This is a genomic window from Sneathiella limimaris, from assembly GCF_012932565.1.
Lineage (GTDB): Bacteria > Pseudomonadota > Alphaproteobacteria > Sneathiellales > Sneathiellaceae > Sneathiella > Sneathiella limimaris.
The window spans coordinates 2,435,077-2,449,249 of the sequence record NZ_JABBYJ010000001.1 but is presented as its reverse complement, the minus strand read 5'-3'; the positions used below and the strand labels follow the sequence as shown (position 1 = coordinate 2,449,249).

Sequence of the window (14,173 nt, the reverse complement as noted above, 5' to 3'; positions counted from 1 at the left end):
AATCATTTTTTACATGAGAATAACCATTAATTAACTGAAAAGCCTTATACCCTTTCTATCAAGGAATTTTATTTAGTTTTTTCAAGTTGTTTCTGAGTACGAATAGATTATGGCAAGTTTAAAAAAGTACATACCTGCCGTCTTTTTGCTGGCTACCGCACTGATCCTTATTTCAGTAGCGATTACAGCTAATGCTCTCACCTCAGAAATTTCCTACTTTGTTGTCGGAACCACAGTTGGCTTTGGTGTCTTCCTCGTCTTTTACCTACTAAAATCACAGCAAGGCAGCGGCGAAACAACTTCGGATACTCGTAAATTCACCCAAATGATGGAGGCGATTGATGCGCTTGATGAAGGGCTCGTAATATACGACATCAACGAAAATGCGCTTATCACAAACCGAAGAATAAGCCAGATTCTGTCAAATTTTAAACATATGTTCACACCAGGCCAGTCTCGCGAAAACCTGGGAGCCGCATTTGTAGAATGGCTCAAAGGTTCTCCTGCTTATGGTGAATTTCTAGAATATATCGCGAAAGTCAAAGCCGGAAAAAAACCTGGGGATTTACAGCTTACACTCCCAAACGGGAAAATTGTCTCGTTTAAAGAAAGATATACTGCTGAGGGTGGCGTTGTTTCCATCTTTCGCGATGTCACGGATGAAGTCGAAAAACGAAATGAGTTGGAAGCGACCCATAGCCTAATTACAGGTGTTTATCAGGCTATTCCTATTGGCCTTTGTGTTTACGATCCAGATCTCAATGTTGTTAGTTGGAACGAAAAATACATTGAGATCATGGAAGTTCCTTCCGATACAATTAGCGTAGGAATGCCCCTGAAGGAACACTTATTCAATTGTTTCAGCTATTTTGATGAAGTTGGAGATGACCCTGAAGCTTTCGCCGAGATGGTCGCTGAAAGAACGCATTCTCCACATACCAGTAACATCGAGCGGAAATTTAAAAGTGGTCGCATTGTCGAGATTTCCCAATCTCATTTGCCTGATGGCGGCGCTGTGTGCACATTTAAAGACATCACCCTTGAAAAATCGACCCAACAACTGTTGAAAGAGAGTGAAAACCGATACCGGAAAATGGTGGAGCTTTCGCCAGATGCAATTCTGGTCCACAAAGATGGCATTGTGATTTATTCCAACGAAGCAGCCATTCAACTGCTGGAAGTCAAAGACCTTCATTCAATTGTTGGGGAGAAAATCCATAAATTCTTCCCTGTTGCCGATCACGATAATCTGGATGCTCATTTTGGTGGTGCAGACCATCTGCAGCCAGGTCAAACAGTTCCAACAGCGAAAAGCCAGGTTATTGGGCGCCTTGGAAATCGAATTGATGTAGAGCTTGAGGCTTCAGCCCTGCTTTATGGCGACCGGCCTGTTATGCAATTGATTGCTAGAGATGTCTCTGCAACCATCAAGGCACAAAAGCTTCTTAAACAAGCCAAGGAAGAAGCAGAATCTGCAGCTCAGCTGAAAGGAACCTTCCTTGCAAATATGAGCCATGAGCTGAGAACTCCGCTGAATGCCATCATTGGTTTCTCAGAAGTCATAAAAAACCAGTATTATGGGGAAGTCGGCTCTGAAAAATACATCGAATACGCATCAGATATTAATGCAAGTGGTGTTCATCTTTTAGATCTGATCAATGAAATTCTGGACCTTTCAAAAATAGAATCCGGTAATCAGGAAATCTACGAAGAAACTCTCGACCTCTTCAGTCTAGTAGAAGATTGCCGGCGCTTGATGGAGCCACAGCGCGAAAAAGCCGACGTGGAAATCACTTCGAAGCTCAGTTCTGTCCTACCTAACGTGGTTGCTGACAGTAAAATGATAAAACAGGTTATGATCAACCTGCTGTCAAACGCGGTGAAATTTACCCCTAAAGGCGGACAGATTACAATTTCGAGCCTTATTGAACGAAACGGTGATTTGGCGATATCAGTCGAAGATACAGGTATCGGCATTCGAAAAGATGATATTGAAAAAGCACTGACACCGTTCATGCAGGTAGACAGTGAGTTTAATCGAAAATACCAGGGAACCGGCCTCGGTCTCCCTCTTTCCAAAAACCTCATGGAACTGCATGGTGGCAGTTTACATATTGATAGTCAGTTTGGCTCTGGAACGACAGTTACCATCCGTATCCCCGGAAAACGTGTTGCCCTGACTGCGGCTTGATTCCCGCCTCGCTTCCCTATATTGTTTGATCCAAATCTAATTGCAGTCACCAGAACACTGCGAGAAGACAGCTATTTCAATTTCAAGGGAGAAACCTGTGAGACTAAAGGATAAAGTCGCCGTCATTACCGGCGCCGGAGCCGGTTTTGGTGAAGGCATGGCACTTCGGTTTGCCGAAGAAGGCGCAAAAATCGTCGTCAGCGATATCAATGGTGACGCCGCTACCAAGGTTGCAGATGCTATCAATGCAAATGGTGGAACCGCTATTGCCGATACGACCGACGTAACTGTCGCAAGTCAGGTCGAAGCAATGAAAGACAATGCTTTAAAGCATTTTGGACGTATTGATATCCTTGTTAATAATGCAGGTATGCCCCAACGGAATGGCAACATGCTGGATACGGATGAAGAGACCTTCCAGAAAATCTATGACGTAAATGTTAAAAGCATTTTCCTGACCTCTAAAGCCATCGTACCGGTCATGCTAGAGCAAAAAGGTGGGAGCATTATCAACATTGCTTCAACGGCCGCCCTTAGCCCTCGTCCGGGTCTTGTCTGGTATAACTCCAGTAAAGGCGCTGTATTGACCATGTCAAAATCCATGGCTATCGAATTGGCACCAAATCAGGTTCGCGTAAATGCCCTTTGCCCCGTTTTTGCTCTTACCAACATGGCAGTCGAGTTTATGGGGGGTGAAGATACACCTGAAATTCGAGATAAATTCCAATCATCCATTCCTATTGGCCGTGTGAATACGCCACGCGATCTTGCCAATGCAGCTCTTTACCTTGCCTCTGACGAAGCCTCTTTTATTACAGGCGTTGCCTTAGAGGTCGATGGCGGTCGCTGTATCTAGGACATCAAAATTGCTAAATAAAAAAGCCGGGAAATTCCCGGCTTTTTTCATATCGATAATATCAGACTATTGAACGTCCGCCATTACGCGCATCTGGATGATGATGTCTGGGTTCCGAACGGTACCGCTTCTGCCATATCCCCGCTTGATCTGATCCACATACTCCATTCCTTCAACAACACGTCCGAAGACAGTATATTTTCCGTCCAAGAAGCTTGAGTTTTCAAAAACGATAAAGAACTGACTGTTAGCGCTGTTTGGATTATTTGTTCGGGCCATGGACACGATCCCTCGATCATGCGGGATATTCGAAAACTCTGCCCGCAGGTCTTTCTTCGAGGATCCACCAGAGCCCGTGCCGGTTGGATCTCCCGTTTGAGCCATAAAACCGTCAATCACCCTGTGAAATTTTATTCCGTCATAAAATTTTTCACGGGTGAGCTCCTTAATCCGATTAACATGATTTGGAGCGACACGAGGAAAAAGTTCAATAATGACTCGTCCATACTGCAAATCCAGATAAAGCGTATTTTCAGGATCCAGTTCATTGGCCTTTGCTGGCGAAATCGCAAGAGAGAGAACCATCGCAAGGATCAGGGCCTTTACAGCCGATCGAAAACCCATTTCTTCCAAACTCCATTAAAAAATTCAATAATTCCAAGGGATATAGTCATATTCTTGGTTCATCTTTATTCGTATATCACAGCTTTATGTCGAAAAAAAATTTGGCTGTAAAAAAAAATACAAAAAGCGGCTTGACCAATCTTCAAACCCTTTCTATGTTGCAGCCGCATCGCGACGCTGTATCACAGCTTCCTGGTACAACATAGTGGGCCCGTAGCTCAGTTGGTAGAGCAACTGACTTTTAATCAGTGGGTCACAGGTTCGAATCCTGTCGGGCTCACCATTTTTTTGACCTCTTAAATAATCATGTTGATTTTTAAGGGGTTTTTTGTTGTCTTGAAATCTCACCCAATCTAAATCGCTGACTATTTTGCTTCAGCCTGAGATCTGCGAGATGTCACTTTGCCAATCATAGATCTGATCGTCACGAGTGTAACGGTAATTACCCTGGTGCTGCTATTCCTTCCAAAGGTTCGTAGCAGCCTCTTGTGGCGCGCGACAGTTACCCCTCTTGCTTCGATTATCGGAAGTGGCTTCTTAATCATCGCACCGGTCTTAGGTCAGGCTGTAGGCCCGCTTGCGGGATGGGCAATGCTGGGTATTGTTTGCTTTGCCTTTCTGATAGGTCATGTCATTCGATTCAATATCCGTTACGGAGAGCCTCTTCTTGAAAAAGCCAAGGGGCACGGATGGGTCTTTCGGGCAGAGCAGCTGTCTAATGCAGCGGTTTTCTTCGCCTATCTAATCTCTGTTGCGTTTTATTTGCGGCTCCTATCCTCTTACGCCCTCAAGCTATTTGATCACAGCTCAGACTTTTCAGCTAATCTGCTGACAACTGCTATTCTTGGCTCTATTGCTGTGGTTGGTGTGCTGAAAGGGCTGCGCTTTCTTGAAGCATTGGAGAAATTCTCTGTCAGCATCAAGCTTTCCATAATTGCAGCGCTCCTTGCCGGACTTCTGTTTTTTGATATTGAAAATGGTCAAAAACTTCCTGACTTAATTTCCAAGGATGTCGACTGGCACATGTTTGGCCTACTAGCTGGCATGTTGCTTGTTGTTCAGGGTTTTGAAACGTCCAGATACCTTGGCGACGAATATTCAGCCAGTGATCGTGTGCGCTCAATGCGAATTGCCCAGATTCTATCAGGCCTTGTTTATGTTGGCTTTGTCGTTCTCGTTATGCCTTTATTGGGACTGTTGGAAAATAAAACCGCCGACGAGACAGCCATTATTCAGCTATCGGGCCATGTTGCAGACACCCTTCCCTACCTTTTGATCCTAGCGGCACTTGCGAGCCAATTCAGTGCGGCGATTGCAGATACTTTAGGCGGGGGCGGCCTAATCCGTGAGGAAACCAGAGGCAATGTGTCATCTAAAGTTGGTTATCTGATCATCACTGCGGGAGCATGCCTTTTAATCTGGATTGCTAACATCTTTGAAATTGTTGCCTTTGCTTCTCGCGCCTTTGCCTTTTATTACCTGACCCAAACACTGGTTGCTTTGGTTGTTGTCTATCGCTCTAAGGAAGTCAGTCATAAGCCCTATCGTTACACATTCTTTACGGTCATGATCTGCATACTGGCCTGGATTGTGATTTTCGCTATTCCTGTCGAATAAACCACATCTTAAGCTCTCTTCATCTTTGAAGATCCAATTTCATCAAATGGGGCGAGACCTAAATGACATTTCCAATTCATAGCATGAGCATAAAGGGAGAAACCGAAAATCATCTTCCTGAACCATTTAAAAGTTCCCTGGGAAAAGCCGAATGGCGTGGGCTTAGTGATCAGTTTGGCCTTTCACAATTTGGGGTGAATCTTGAAGTCATTCATCCAGGAGGAAAATCATCGCTTCGGCACTGGCATACACAATCGGATGAGTTCGTTTATGTACTGAAAGGCGAACTCACGCTCGTTACAAACTCAGGTAAAACTCAAATGACCACTGGAATGTGTGTCGGCTTCAAAGCAAATGTTACAGATGCCCATCATCTCCTGAATGAGACGAACAAAAGCGCCTCGTTTATAGTCGTAGGCTCTAGGGTACCCGGAGACAAAGCCATTTACCCAGACGATGATTTTCAGTGGATAGAGAAGGATGGAAAATTTTTAGCCGCTAAAAAAGATGGAACGCCATACTAGGCAATCTCACCTTGGATAAATATTTCAGCAGAAAATTGTAAGGATGGTGCCCTCACCCGGACTTGAACCGGGAAGCCCTTACGGGCGGCAGATTTTAAGTCTACTGTGTTTACCAATTTCACCATGAGGGCAGCGCTGCATAACCTAATAACAGTCACTCAAGGACACAAGAGGAAATCAACCTGAAGTGCATTTTTCTTCTATTAAGTCAGTTAGCACCCTTTTGAGACCATAGATTCTGAGCTTGTTCACGCAATTTACTTCGTTGCACTTTTTCTCCGTTAGCACTCAAAGTTGTTGGAAAAGCCTCTAACACTTCAAATCCAGCAGGAACTTTATAGCCTGCGAGCCTGGACTTACAAAAGGCCGAGACTTCTTCCTCCTGCCATAGGGCCCCTTGCTTCAAAATGACAAAAGCAAATGCGCGAGCCCCCTTGTCACTTTCAACACCCACAACTTGAGCCTTTTCAACAGACGGATGATCTTTCAAACAGCTTTCTATTTCGACAGGATCTGTCAAATAGCCACCGAGACGCAAAACATCTCCCATCCGCGATAGAAACGTAAAATGCCGGTCATCCGTTTGAATCGCCAAATCACCGGTTCTAATGAAGCCATCAGAGGTAATTGTTTTTTTTGTCGCTTCTGGGTTTCCAAGATATCCAGCCATTTGACTTGGACAACGGATTTCAAGTTCCCCCTTTTCGCCGATGGGAAGTCTATTTCCGGTTTCTGGGTCGGTTATTCGAATTTCCGCGGCATCAGACATGAGCTTGCCCCCACCAAGACGCCGCTCCTCAATTGGCGCTTTAGGATCCTGATGAGCAACAAATGCTTGCACTTCACTCATGCCCCATAGCCCAACAAGTTTGACATTCTTTTTGTCTGCGTCAGCTACAAGTTGCGTTAGAGCCGGATTGAAAGCTGCAAAGCCAGCATATTGCAGGTCCGGAAATGGATTAGACCCTTCAGTATTTGCCAGCATCATGGAGAACATGTCATCAGAGCCAAAAACATCTGTGATTTTCTCCTCTGTCATGATCCGGGCCGCTTCACCTCCATTAAAGACCGCCACGCAATAGACGGTTGCGCCGCTTGAAAGACCTGCCAAAGCCTGAGTAAGTCCAAAGGTTCCGCATAGTGGATTGACCTGGAGCAGTCGACAGGCGCGCTTATCAAACTCAAAGTTGGACGCCACGTCATAGGCATGCTGAACAATGCTATGGTGATGATGAAAAACGAATTTTGGTTTACCAGTGGTTCCGCTTGTCGTGAAAATGACCAGCCCATCATCTTCTGCTACCGCTGGCAGCTCCGTTGGCTCGGTATCAACCAAATCTCTGTAACTTATAATCCGTTTATCAGAAATACAGGATGGGATTTCGGATGGAAAGGGCTCACCTTCGGTATAAAAAACGACACTTTCTAGGCCTTGTAGTTCTCCATCGGGAATTTCCGAGAGAATATCAAGAAATGGAATATTTTTGAAATCCGGCCATAAAATCAGCATCTTACAGTTAGACCGGGAAACGATATCCGACATTTCGAAGGATTTAAACTTAGTGTTCACCGATACAACAGTTACGCCGAGATATCCACAAGCACAAAAGAATTCAAGATAGGCAGTTATGTTGGGAAGCCATATCCCGACCAAATCTCCTTTTTTAAGTCCTTGCGCCTTCAACCCACATGCAAGTCTATGCACACGTTCTTCAAATTCCGTATAACTAACGGAGTTTGTTCGGTCTACAATAGCAATTCCCTGACCCCGGTTTTTTTGTGTTTGGTTTAAAAGTTCCGGGATTGTTTTTATCATTATTTGCTCCCCTATTCTGGAAGATCGAATTCGGCTCCCAGCTCTGTTAGGATCTTTTGCAGCTCTTGATAAGCGTCTTCCAAGTCACCCTCATTGACTGACCGAAGAACGAGGTTTGTTCCCACGTTCCCATGCTTAAAATAGGGATAAGATCCCATAGAGACTTCAGGATAGCGCTTTTGCAACGCCCCCAGTTGCTCAGCGACCTTACCTTCCGGCAAATGGGCGCCAATCGATTTACTGAGCATTTTCGCACCGCCACTCAACTGCGGCAAAACACTTTCCATCATGGCCTGCAGGATCATGGGAACGCCAGCCAAGACGAAAACATTTTCTATTCTGAAACCGGGGGCCTTGCTAACAGGATTGTCGATCAATTCTCCCCCAAACGGAATTCGGGCCATTCGCTTGCGAGCCTCGTTAAATTCAATCCCTGATGTCTGATAATGACGCGTCAGGATGTCCATGGCTTCAGGATGGTAATCAATTTCTACACCAAATGCCTTAGCAACGGAATCTGCAGTAATATCATCATGTGTGGGACCAATACCTCCGCTGGTGAACACATAATCGTATTTTTCACGGCAATGATTAAGAGCATCGACAATCTCATCCTCGACATCAGGGATGACACGCACCTCTTTCATCTGAATGCCTATCTCACCGATATGTGTCGCTACATGGGCCACATTCTTATCCTGCGTCCTGCCTGAGAGGATTTCATCGCCGATAACCAGCATTGCAGCCGTTACAATTTTACGGGAACTCTCACTTTCAGATGACATTTGCGAATTACCTGTCTTGTTATTATTGTGACAAAGATGATAGCGCTTATCACATAGCTTTAGATACTATGCTGTCAACTATCACCTACAGTCAAAGAATAAGTCAGTTCGAATTTATGAAATTCCCAAGCCCCCTAATTAAAGGCACCCTTATCAAACGCTATAAGCGGTTTCTATCTGATATCGAGCTTGATAATGGCGACATTATTACCGCTCATTGCGCAAACTCCGGATCCATGATGGGCTTAAAGGAACCTGGTTATAAAGTTTGGGTCTCCCCAGCAAACAACCCCAACCGAAAACTTAAATATACCTGGGAGTTGGTCAACACCGGAACAGCTATGGTTGGAATTAACACGTCCCACCCCAATAAGATTGTAACGGAGGCCATTTCAGAAGGTTTGGTTCCGGAACTAGCGGGATACACTAACATTCGTAACGAAGTTAAGTACGGCAAAAATTCCCGAATTGATGTGTTATTACAAGCTGAAGATCAACCAGACTGCTATGTCGAAGTCAAAAATGTGACTTTGTTACGCGAAAAAGGCGTCGCGGAGTTTCCGGATGCTGTGACAGCTAGAGGGACAAAACACCTACTCGAACTTATCGATATGGTCGAAGCCGGGCATCGGGCCGTCATGTTTTACCTTGTTCAGAGGGATGACAGTTCCCAATTTAAGATAGCGGCAGATATTGACCTGGCATATGCCGATGCCTTAAAGAAGGCACGCAAACATGGTGTTGAAGTCTTATGCTATGATTGCAAGTTATCTGCAGATGCGATCGAGATAAACAAACCGGTTCCCTTGGCCCTTTGATCAGAGCAGCCAAGAGAAACCATTTGGTATTTGAGGACACAGTATAGAAATGAAATACAAAGCCAGCAGCGAAACCCCTGTTGAAAACACAGGCGTCATCAAACTTCATGGTGAAGAAGGCTTTGAAGGTATGCGCAAAGCTGGTCAACTGGCAGCTGAGACCCTGGATATGATTGCAGAGCATATTGTTCCAGGCATCACAACAGATGAGATCAACACTCTTTGCCATGATTTTATTACTGAACGCGGCGGCAAATGCGCTCCGCTTGGATATAGAGGGTTTCCAAAATCTGTATGCACCTCGATCAATCATGTTGTTTGTCACGGTATTCCCGGACCCAAAAAATTGCAAAATGGGGACATCGTCAATATTGATGTCACGCCGACCCTCGATGGCTGGCATGGGGATACAAGCCGTATGTTTGTCGCGGGCAAACCCAGCATCAAGGCCAAGCGGCTTATTGACGTTACCTATGAATGCCTGATGCGTGGCATTGAGGTTGTGAAACCCGGTGCTACGACTGGTGATATCGGTTTTGCCATTCAACAATATGCAGAAAAAAATCGTTGCTCTGTTGTTCGGGATTTTTGTGGTCATGGGCTTGGACAAGTTTTCCATGATGTCCCCAACATTGTCCATTATGGACGGCCGGGTGAAGGCGTGGAACTGCGCCCTGGAATGATTTTCACTATTGAACCCATGATTAATTTGGGTAAATGGCAAGTTAAAGTTCTGGAGGATGGATGGACTGCCGTAACAAAAGATCGGTCCCTCTCCGCTCAGTTCGAACATTCACTTGGCGTGACCGAAACTGGATATGAGATATTTACACTTTCACCAAAAGGGTTAAACTGTCCCCCATATGACATCTGAAGATCGGCAATACCCAGTCTCTCCATCAAAAATTCCAGACACAGGAATTGAAGAGACACCGATCTCCCCTTCGAAAGAAATATTATTTAATTTTCCCGATGAAACAGAGCAATCCTTCGCCGTTGAGGATTCAGCTGATTCCAAAAACCACAAAGAAGGTCATCGGGAAAGGCTGAGAAAAAAAGTTCTGAATAGCGGGGCTGAAGCCCTCGCCGACTATGAACTTCTTGAATTCCTCTTGTTCAGCGCTTACCCGCGGGGAGATACAAAGCCCCTTGCAAAACGCCTGATCCACGAGTTTAAGGATCTGGGTGGTGTGCTTACCGCCAGCCCAGAAAAACTAAAAAAAATAAACGGGGTTGGGGATACATCTGTTGCTATAATCAAAGTTGCAGAGAAATTGGGCGAAAAGATCCTTCGCAGCCGCGTAGAAAATCGAAACATCATTGGCTCCTGGCAGGCTTTGCTGGAATATTGCCAAGGAACGATGGGGCGAAAAGAAATTGAACATTTCAGGATATTATTTCTGAACAATCGACATTTCCTGATCGCAGACGAAGTCCAACAAACAGGAACCATCAATCAAGCAGCCGTTTACCCCCGCGAAGTGATCAAACGCGCTTTGGAACTTGGGGCTACATCTCTCATATTAGTGCATAACCACCCATCAGGAGACACCTCTCCTTCCCGCTCAGATATTCAAATCACTGAAGAAATCGTCAAGGCAGCAGAAGCTTTGCAAATCACTATTCACGATCATCTGATTGTCAGTGCAAACGAATATAGCAGTATGAAGTCAATGGGACTTCTCTAGAAAGCTTCTTAAATGGTGCGAGTTGGCGCGACGCCATATTTAAACGTATTCCAGATATGATCACGCAGATCTCTCTCGGCAACAATTCCCCGATATCTTGTACTATTTGCGGTTATCACCAGAAAATCCATAAAGGCAGCAACCCATGCTGGCGGAAGCTCCTGCCGAATGTACCCCCTTGCTTGAGCGTTCTTTACCAACTGCTCAATTACTTCAAGCTGCCGGGCAAAATTCTTTCTGTTTTTGTCTTCTTCATCCACCAAAGTTCTCATTAAAAACAGATGATGATGCCTGAGACGGTAATATTCAGTCAAAACGAACAAAAGTTTGTCCATGGAGTTCTGTTTTGATGACCGAGCTTTTCGCAAAACACTGTTGAACTGGCGAATGCTAAATTTCTGTGCTGAAATCAGAAGGTCTGTTTTTTTGCCAAAACGTCGATTAATGGTAACCCTCGAAACACCCGCTTTCTTTGCAACATCATCCAAAGTTCCATCCAACTTGTTCGCAAAAACAAATATGGTCGCCTCTAAAATCTCTTGGTCCGTTTCAGTGTTCATACTTACTCATGCTTAGACAAAAATTATCCTCTGCTTGAGAAGATACCTAGTTTAGCGAGAATGTAAAACACCATATAATGTAATTAAAGTTGTATTATTTTGGTTTTGGCGCAGAAACCTGCCGTTCAGGATAATGCAGTTGTGGTTTTTCTCAGGCTCTGTTAGAGAACCCCTGCAGTTCTATATGCGAAAGGTCAGTGTTTCGCACAGGCGGTTTTCGAAGTTAAACATAAGGTGACGACCAATGATACCCCGTTATTCACGCCCCGATATGACAGCCATCTGGGAGCCTAAATCCAAATTCCAGATCTGGTTTGAAATTGAAGCCCACGCCTGTGACGCTCAGGCTAAATTGGGGGTTATTCCAAAAGAAGCCGCAAAAGCCGTTTGGGAGCGTGGCAACTTTGATATTGATCGCATTGATGAGATTGAACGGGAAACCAAACATGACGTGATCGCTTTTCTAACCAATCTTCAAGAGTATGTTGGTGACGAAGCGCGGTTTGTACATCAAGGAATGACCTCATCGGATGTTTTGGACACCTGCCTGAACGTACAGCTCACGAAAGCGGCAGATATCCTCCTTGAAGATATGGATAAGCTTCTGGAAGTTATCAAAGCGAAAGCGTTGGCCCACAAAATGGACGTCTGTGTTGGCCGGTCCCACGGTATTCATGCAGAACCTGTGACATTTGGCCTCAAAATGGCACAAGCCTATGCGGAATTCGCCCGCAACAAGGAACGGCTTGAACACGCCCGCAAAGAAATCGCAACCTGTGCAATTTCCGGAGCTGTCGGTACCTTCGCCAACATCGATCCCTTTGTCGAAGAGCATGTCGCTAAATCCATGGGCTTGGAAGTCGAACCCATCTCCACTCAGGTTATCCCACGGGATCGCCATGCGATGTTCTTCGCAACACTTGGCGTTATTGCGAGCTCAATTGAACGTGTAGCTGTTGAAATCCGTCACCTACAGCGGACTGAAGTTCTAGAAGCGGAAGAATATTTCTCACCAGGGCAAAAAGGCTCTTCTGCCATGCCACATAAAAGAAACCCAGTGCTGACAGAAAACCTGACAGGTCTTGCACGTTTGGTGCGGATGGCCACAATTCCAGCAATGGAAAATGTAGCGCTCTGGCATGAGCGGGACATTTCCCACTCCTCCGTTGAACGCGGAATTGGTCCTGACGCAACGATTACACTTGATTTTGCACTTGCGCGGCTTACTGGTGTTATTGAAAAGCTTGTTGTTTACCCTGAAAACATGATGAACAACATGAACAAATTGGGCGGTCTAATCCACTCTCAACGTGTTCTGCTTGCCCTTACGCAAGCGGGTGTTAGTCGGGAAGATGCCTACCGTCTCGTTCAGCGGAACGCCATGGTTGTCTGGCGCGAAGGCGCTGACTTCTTGGAACTTCTGAAAAATGATAAAGAAGTGAGTGCAGCGCTTTCAGATGAACAGCTGGAGAGCGTTTTCGACCTCGAATATCATACCAAGCATGTGGATACTTTGTTCAAGCGGGTATTCTGATCATAAATTCAGTATGATGCGCAGTTTAAACCCCGCCCAACCGGCGGGGTTTTCTTTTGAGGGCCGAATTTATGGTCGAAACCGAAAGATTGATATTACGGCAGTGGCAAGACTGTGACTTTGAACCCTTTGCTCAAATGAGCGCAGATCCAAAAGTCATGCAGTACTTTCCGTCATGTCTTTCTCGTCAAGAAAGTGATCAGCTTGCCGCCAAGATCAAAGAACGAATAGAGGAAAATGGGTTTGGGTTTTGGGCAATTGAAGTCAAGAAAACAGGTCAATTTGCGGGCTTCACTGGTTTAAATGTACCGGGATATGAACTCCCATTTGAACCAACCTTTGAGATCGGTTGGCGCCTGGCATTAGAATTTTGGGGTCAAAGTATTGCCTACGAGGCTGCGAAGGCCTCTTTAGCTTTTGCATTCCAAAACTTGAACAAAGAGGAAATTGTTTCCTTCACGGCGGCTCAGAACCAACCCTCGAGAAATTTAATGGAAAGACTGGGATTTACTCACAATGAAGAGACATTTGCCCATCCTATGCTGCCGGCAGACCACGCACTCAGTCAGCACGTTCTCTATCGACTTCAAAAGAAAGACTGGATCCACCACACTAAATAAAACAAAAGCCCGCAAAATGCGGGCTTCCACTTAAACTTCAAAGGAAGTTAATAATCAGGATTCGTTTTGAATCTGATCGCGAGCCTTTACCAATAGATCTTCCATTTCCCGGCGAATACGGTGATCAGACATATCGACGTTTTTAGCATCCAAATCCTGACGGATTTTGCGGAACACGTCTTCGTGGCCTTTTTCTTCAAGATCTGCAATCACAACCTCTTTGGCATAAGCCGCAACAGCATCACCTTCCAGTCCCATCAGACCAGCAGCCCATTCACCTAATAATTTATTACGACGGGCAACCGCCTTGAATTCAAGGTCACTGTCATGCGCGAACTTGTTTTCGTGAGCCTTACCCCGATCATCAATACCTGACATTTTCTATTCCTCTAGAATTCCAATTCGACCCAAATACCGCGAATTAATTATATTCAGATGGCCTATTTCTCTTACATGTCTATCGGATCGTCAAGCGACAAGACTATTTTTTGCTTTTTTAACAGATTCCGCTGCAGGAAATATTGTGTTTATCTGACTTCT

14 protein-coding genes and 2 tRNA genes are annotated in these 14,173 nt (G+C 45.2%); 10 read left to right on the top strand and 6 right to left on the bottom strand.

Going from position 1 to position 14,173, the window contains the following annotated elements:
• Positions 1 to 109 precede the first annotated feature (109 nt).
• On the top strand, positions 110 to 2,191 hold the full coding sequence (locus tag HH301_RS11875) for a sensor histidine kinase (RefSeq protein WP_169569115.1): 2,082 nt from the start codon (positions 110 to 112) through the stop codon (positions 2,189 to 2,191).
• 97 nt (positions 2,192 to 2,288) lie between these two features.
• Complete coding sequence (locus HH301_RS11870; RefSeq protein WP_169569114.1) at positions 2,289 to 3,047, top strand: glucose 1-dehydrogenase; 759 nt, start codon at positions 2,289 to 2,291, stop codon at positions 3,045 to 3,047.
• 66 nt (positions 3,048 to 3,113) lie between these two features.
• Here the strand turns inward: HH301_RS11870 and HH301_RS11865 are convergent, their stop codons facing one another.
• Positions 3,114 to 3,671 (bottom strand): peptidylprolyl isomerase, encoded by a 558-nt coding sequence (locus tag HH301_RS11865; RefSeq protein WP_169569113.1) that lies wholly within the window; start codon positions 3,669 to 3,671, stop codon positions 3,114 to 3,116.
• Between the two features lie 207 nt (positions 3,672 to 3,878).
• On the opposite strand from HH301_RS11865, the gene HH301_RS11860 reads away from it, so the two are divergent.
• From HH301_RS11860 to HH301_RS11850, 3 genes are all read left to right on the top strand, one after another.
• Positions 3,879 to 3,954 (top strand) — tRNA-Lys (locus HH301_RS11860).
• Positions 3,955 to 4,073: 119 nt separating this feature from the next.
• Complete coding sequence (locus tag HH301_RS11855) at positions 4,074 to 5,288, top strand: APC family permease (RefSeq protein WP_169569112.1); 1,215 nt, start codon at positions 4,074 to 4,076, stop codon at positions 5,286 to 5,288.
• Between the two features lie 62 nt (positions 5,289 to 5,350).
• Positions 5,351 to 5,812: a cupin domain-containing protein gene (locus tag HH301_RS11850; protein WP_169569111.1), complete on the top strand. Its 462-nt coding sequence runs from the start codon at positions 5,351 to 5,353 to the stop codon at positions 5,810 to 5,812.
• Between the two features lie 44 nt (positions 5,813 to 5,856).
• Here HH301_RS11850 and HH301_RS11845 read toward each other — a convergent pair.
• The 3 genes from HH301_RS11845 to HH301_RS11835 all read right to left on the bottom strand — a co-directional run bounded on the left by HH301_RS11845 (position 5,857) and on the right by HH301_RS11835 (position 8,413).
• Positions 5,857 to 5,943, bottom strand: a tRNA-Leu gene (locus HH301_RS11845).
• A gap of 77 nt (positions 5,944 to 6,020) precedes the next feature.
• The gene (locus HH301_RS11840) at positions 6,021 to 7,628 is read right to left on the bottom strand and encodes an AMP-binding protein (RefSeq protein ID WP_169569110.1); all 1,608 of its coding nucleotides are present in this window, start codon (positions 7,626 to 7,628) and stop codon (positions 6,021 to 6,023) included.
• Between the two features lie 11 nt (positions 7,629 to 7,639).
• Positions 7,640 to 8,413, bottom strand: coding sequence for a competence/damage-inducible protein A (locus HH301_RS11835; RefSeq protein ID WP_169569109.1), 774 nt, complete (start codon positions 8,411 to 8,413; stop codon positions 7,640 to 7,642).
• 116 nt (positions 8,414 to 8,529) lie between these two features.
• On the opposite strand from HH301_RS11835, the gene sfsA reads away from it, so the two are divergent.
• From sfsA to radC, 3 genes are read left to right on the top strand one after another with little or no spacing between them, the layout of a single operon-like run.
• Complete coding sequence (sfsA, locus tag HH301_RS11830; protein ID WP_169569569.1) at positions 8,530 to 9,231, top strand: DNA/RNA nuclease SfsA; 702 nt, start codon at positions 8,530 to 8,532, stop codon at positions 9,229 to 9,231.
• Between the two features lie 49 nt (positions 9,232 to 9,280).
• Positions 9,281 to 10,105: a type I methionyl aminopeptidase gene (gene map / locus HH301_RS11825; protein WP_169569108.1), complete on the top strand. Its 825-nt coding sequence runs from the start codon at positions 9,281 to 9,283 to the stop codon at positions 10,103 to 10,105.
• Complete coding sequence (gene radC / locus HH301_RS11820; RefSeq protein WP_169569107.1) at positions 10,095 to 10,919, top strand: RadC family protein; 825 nt, start codon at positions 10,095 to 10,097, stop codon at positions 10,917 to 10,919. Before map ends, radC begins: the two co-directional genes overlap by 11 nt.
• Positions 10,920 to 10,927: 8 nt before the next feature.
• On the opposite strand, the gene HH301_RS11815 is transcribed toward radC, so the two are convergent.
• Positions 10,928 to 11,479 (bottom strand): TetR/AcrR family transcriptional regulator, encoded by a 552-nt coding sequence (locus HH301_RS11815; RefSeq protein WP_169569106.1) that lies wholly within the window; start codon positions 11,477 to 11,479, stop codon positions 10,928 to 10,930.
• A gap of 244 nt (positions 11,480 to 11,723) precedes the next feature.
• Here HH301_RS11815 and purB point away from each other — a divergent pair, with 244 nt between their 5' ends.
• Both purB and HH301_RS11805 read left to right on the top strand, forming a co-directional pair.
• Positions 11,724 to 13,013: an adenylosuccinate lyase gene (purB, locus tag HH301_RS11810; RefSeq protein WP_169569105.1), complete on the top strand. Its 1,290-nt coding sequence runs from the start codon at positions 11,724 to 11,726 to the stop codon at positions 13,011 to 13,013.
• Between the two features lie 71 nt (positions 13,014 to 13,084).
• The gene (locus HH301_RS11805; protein ID WP_169569104.1) at positions 13,085 to 13,633 is read left to right on the top strand and encodes a GNAT family N-acetyltransferase; all 549 of its coding nucleotides are present in this window, start codon (positions 13,085 to 13,087) and stop codon (positions 13,631 to 13,633) included.
• 54 nt (positions 13,634 to 13,687) lie between these two features.
• On the opposite strand, the gene HH301_RS11800 is transcribed toward HH301_RS11805, so the two are convergent.
• The gene (locus tag HH301_RS11800) at positions 13,688 to 14,011 is read right to left on the bottom strand and encodes a DUF1476 domain-containing protein (protein ID WP_169569103.1); all 324 of its coding nucleotides are present in this window, start codon (positions 14,009 to 14,011) and stop codon (positions 13,688 to 13,690) included.
• Positions 14,012 to 14,173: the final 162 nt, after the last annotated feature.

Coding starts and splice junctions, on each gene's coding strand:
- HH301_RS11850 (WP_169569111.1), top strand. CDS start 5,351: ATGACATTTCCAATTCATAGCATGAGCATAAAGGGAGAAACCGAAAAT.
- HH301_RS11840 (WP_169569110.1), bottom strand. CDS start 7,628: ATGATAAAAACAATCCCGGAACTTTTAAACCAAACACAAAAAAACCGG.
- radC (WP_169569107.1), top strand. CDS start 10,095: ATGACATCTGAAGATCGGCAATACCCAGTCTCTCCATCAAAAATTCCA.
- HH301_RS11800 (WP_169569103.1), bottom strand. CDS start 14,011: ATGTCAGGTATTGATGATCGGGGTAAGGCTCACGAAAACAAGTTCGCG.
- HH301_RS11815 (WP_169569106.1), bottom strand. CDS start 11,479: ATGAACACTGAAACGGACCAAGAGATTTTAGAGGCGACCATATTTGTT.
- purB (WP_169569105.1), top strand. CDS start 11,724: ATGATACCCCGTTATTCACGCCCCGATATGACAGCCATCTGGGAGCCT.
- HH301_RS11875 (WP_169569115.1), top strand. CDS start 110: ATGGCAAGTTTAAAAAAGTACATACCTGCCGTCTTTTTGCTGGCTACC.
- sfsA (WP_169569569.1), top strand. CDS start 8,530: ATGAAATTCCCAAGCCCCCTAATTAAAGGCACCCTTATCAAACGCTAT.
- HH301_RS11865 (WP_169569113.1), bottom strand. CDS start 3,671: ATGGGTTTTCGATCGGCTGTAAAGGCCCTGATCCTTGCGATGGTTCTC.
- HH301_RS11835 (WP_169569109.1), bottom strand. CDS start 8,413: ATGTCATCTGAAAGTGAGAGTTCCCGTAAAATTGTAACGGCTGCAATG.
- HH301_RS11805 (WP_169569104.1), top strand. CDS start 13,085: ATGGTCGAAACCGAAAGATTGATATTACGGCAGTGGCAAGACTGTGAC.
- map (WP_169569108.1), top strand. CDS start 9,281: ATGAAATACAAAGCCAGCAGCGAAACCCCTGTTGAAAACACAGGCGTC.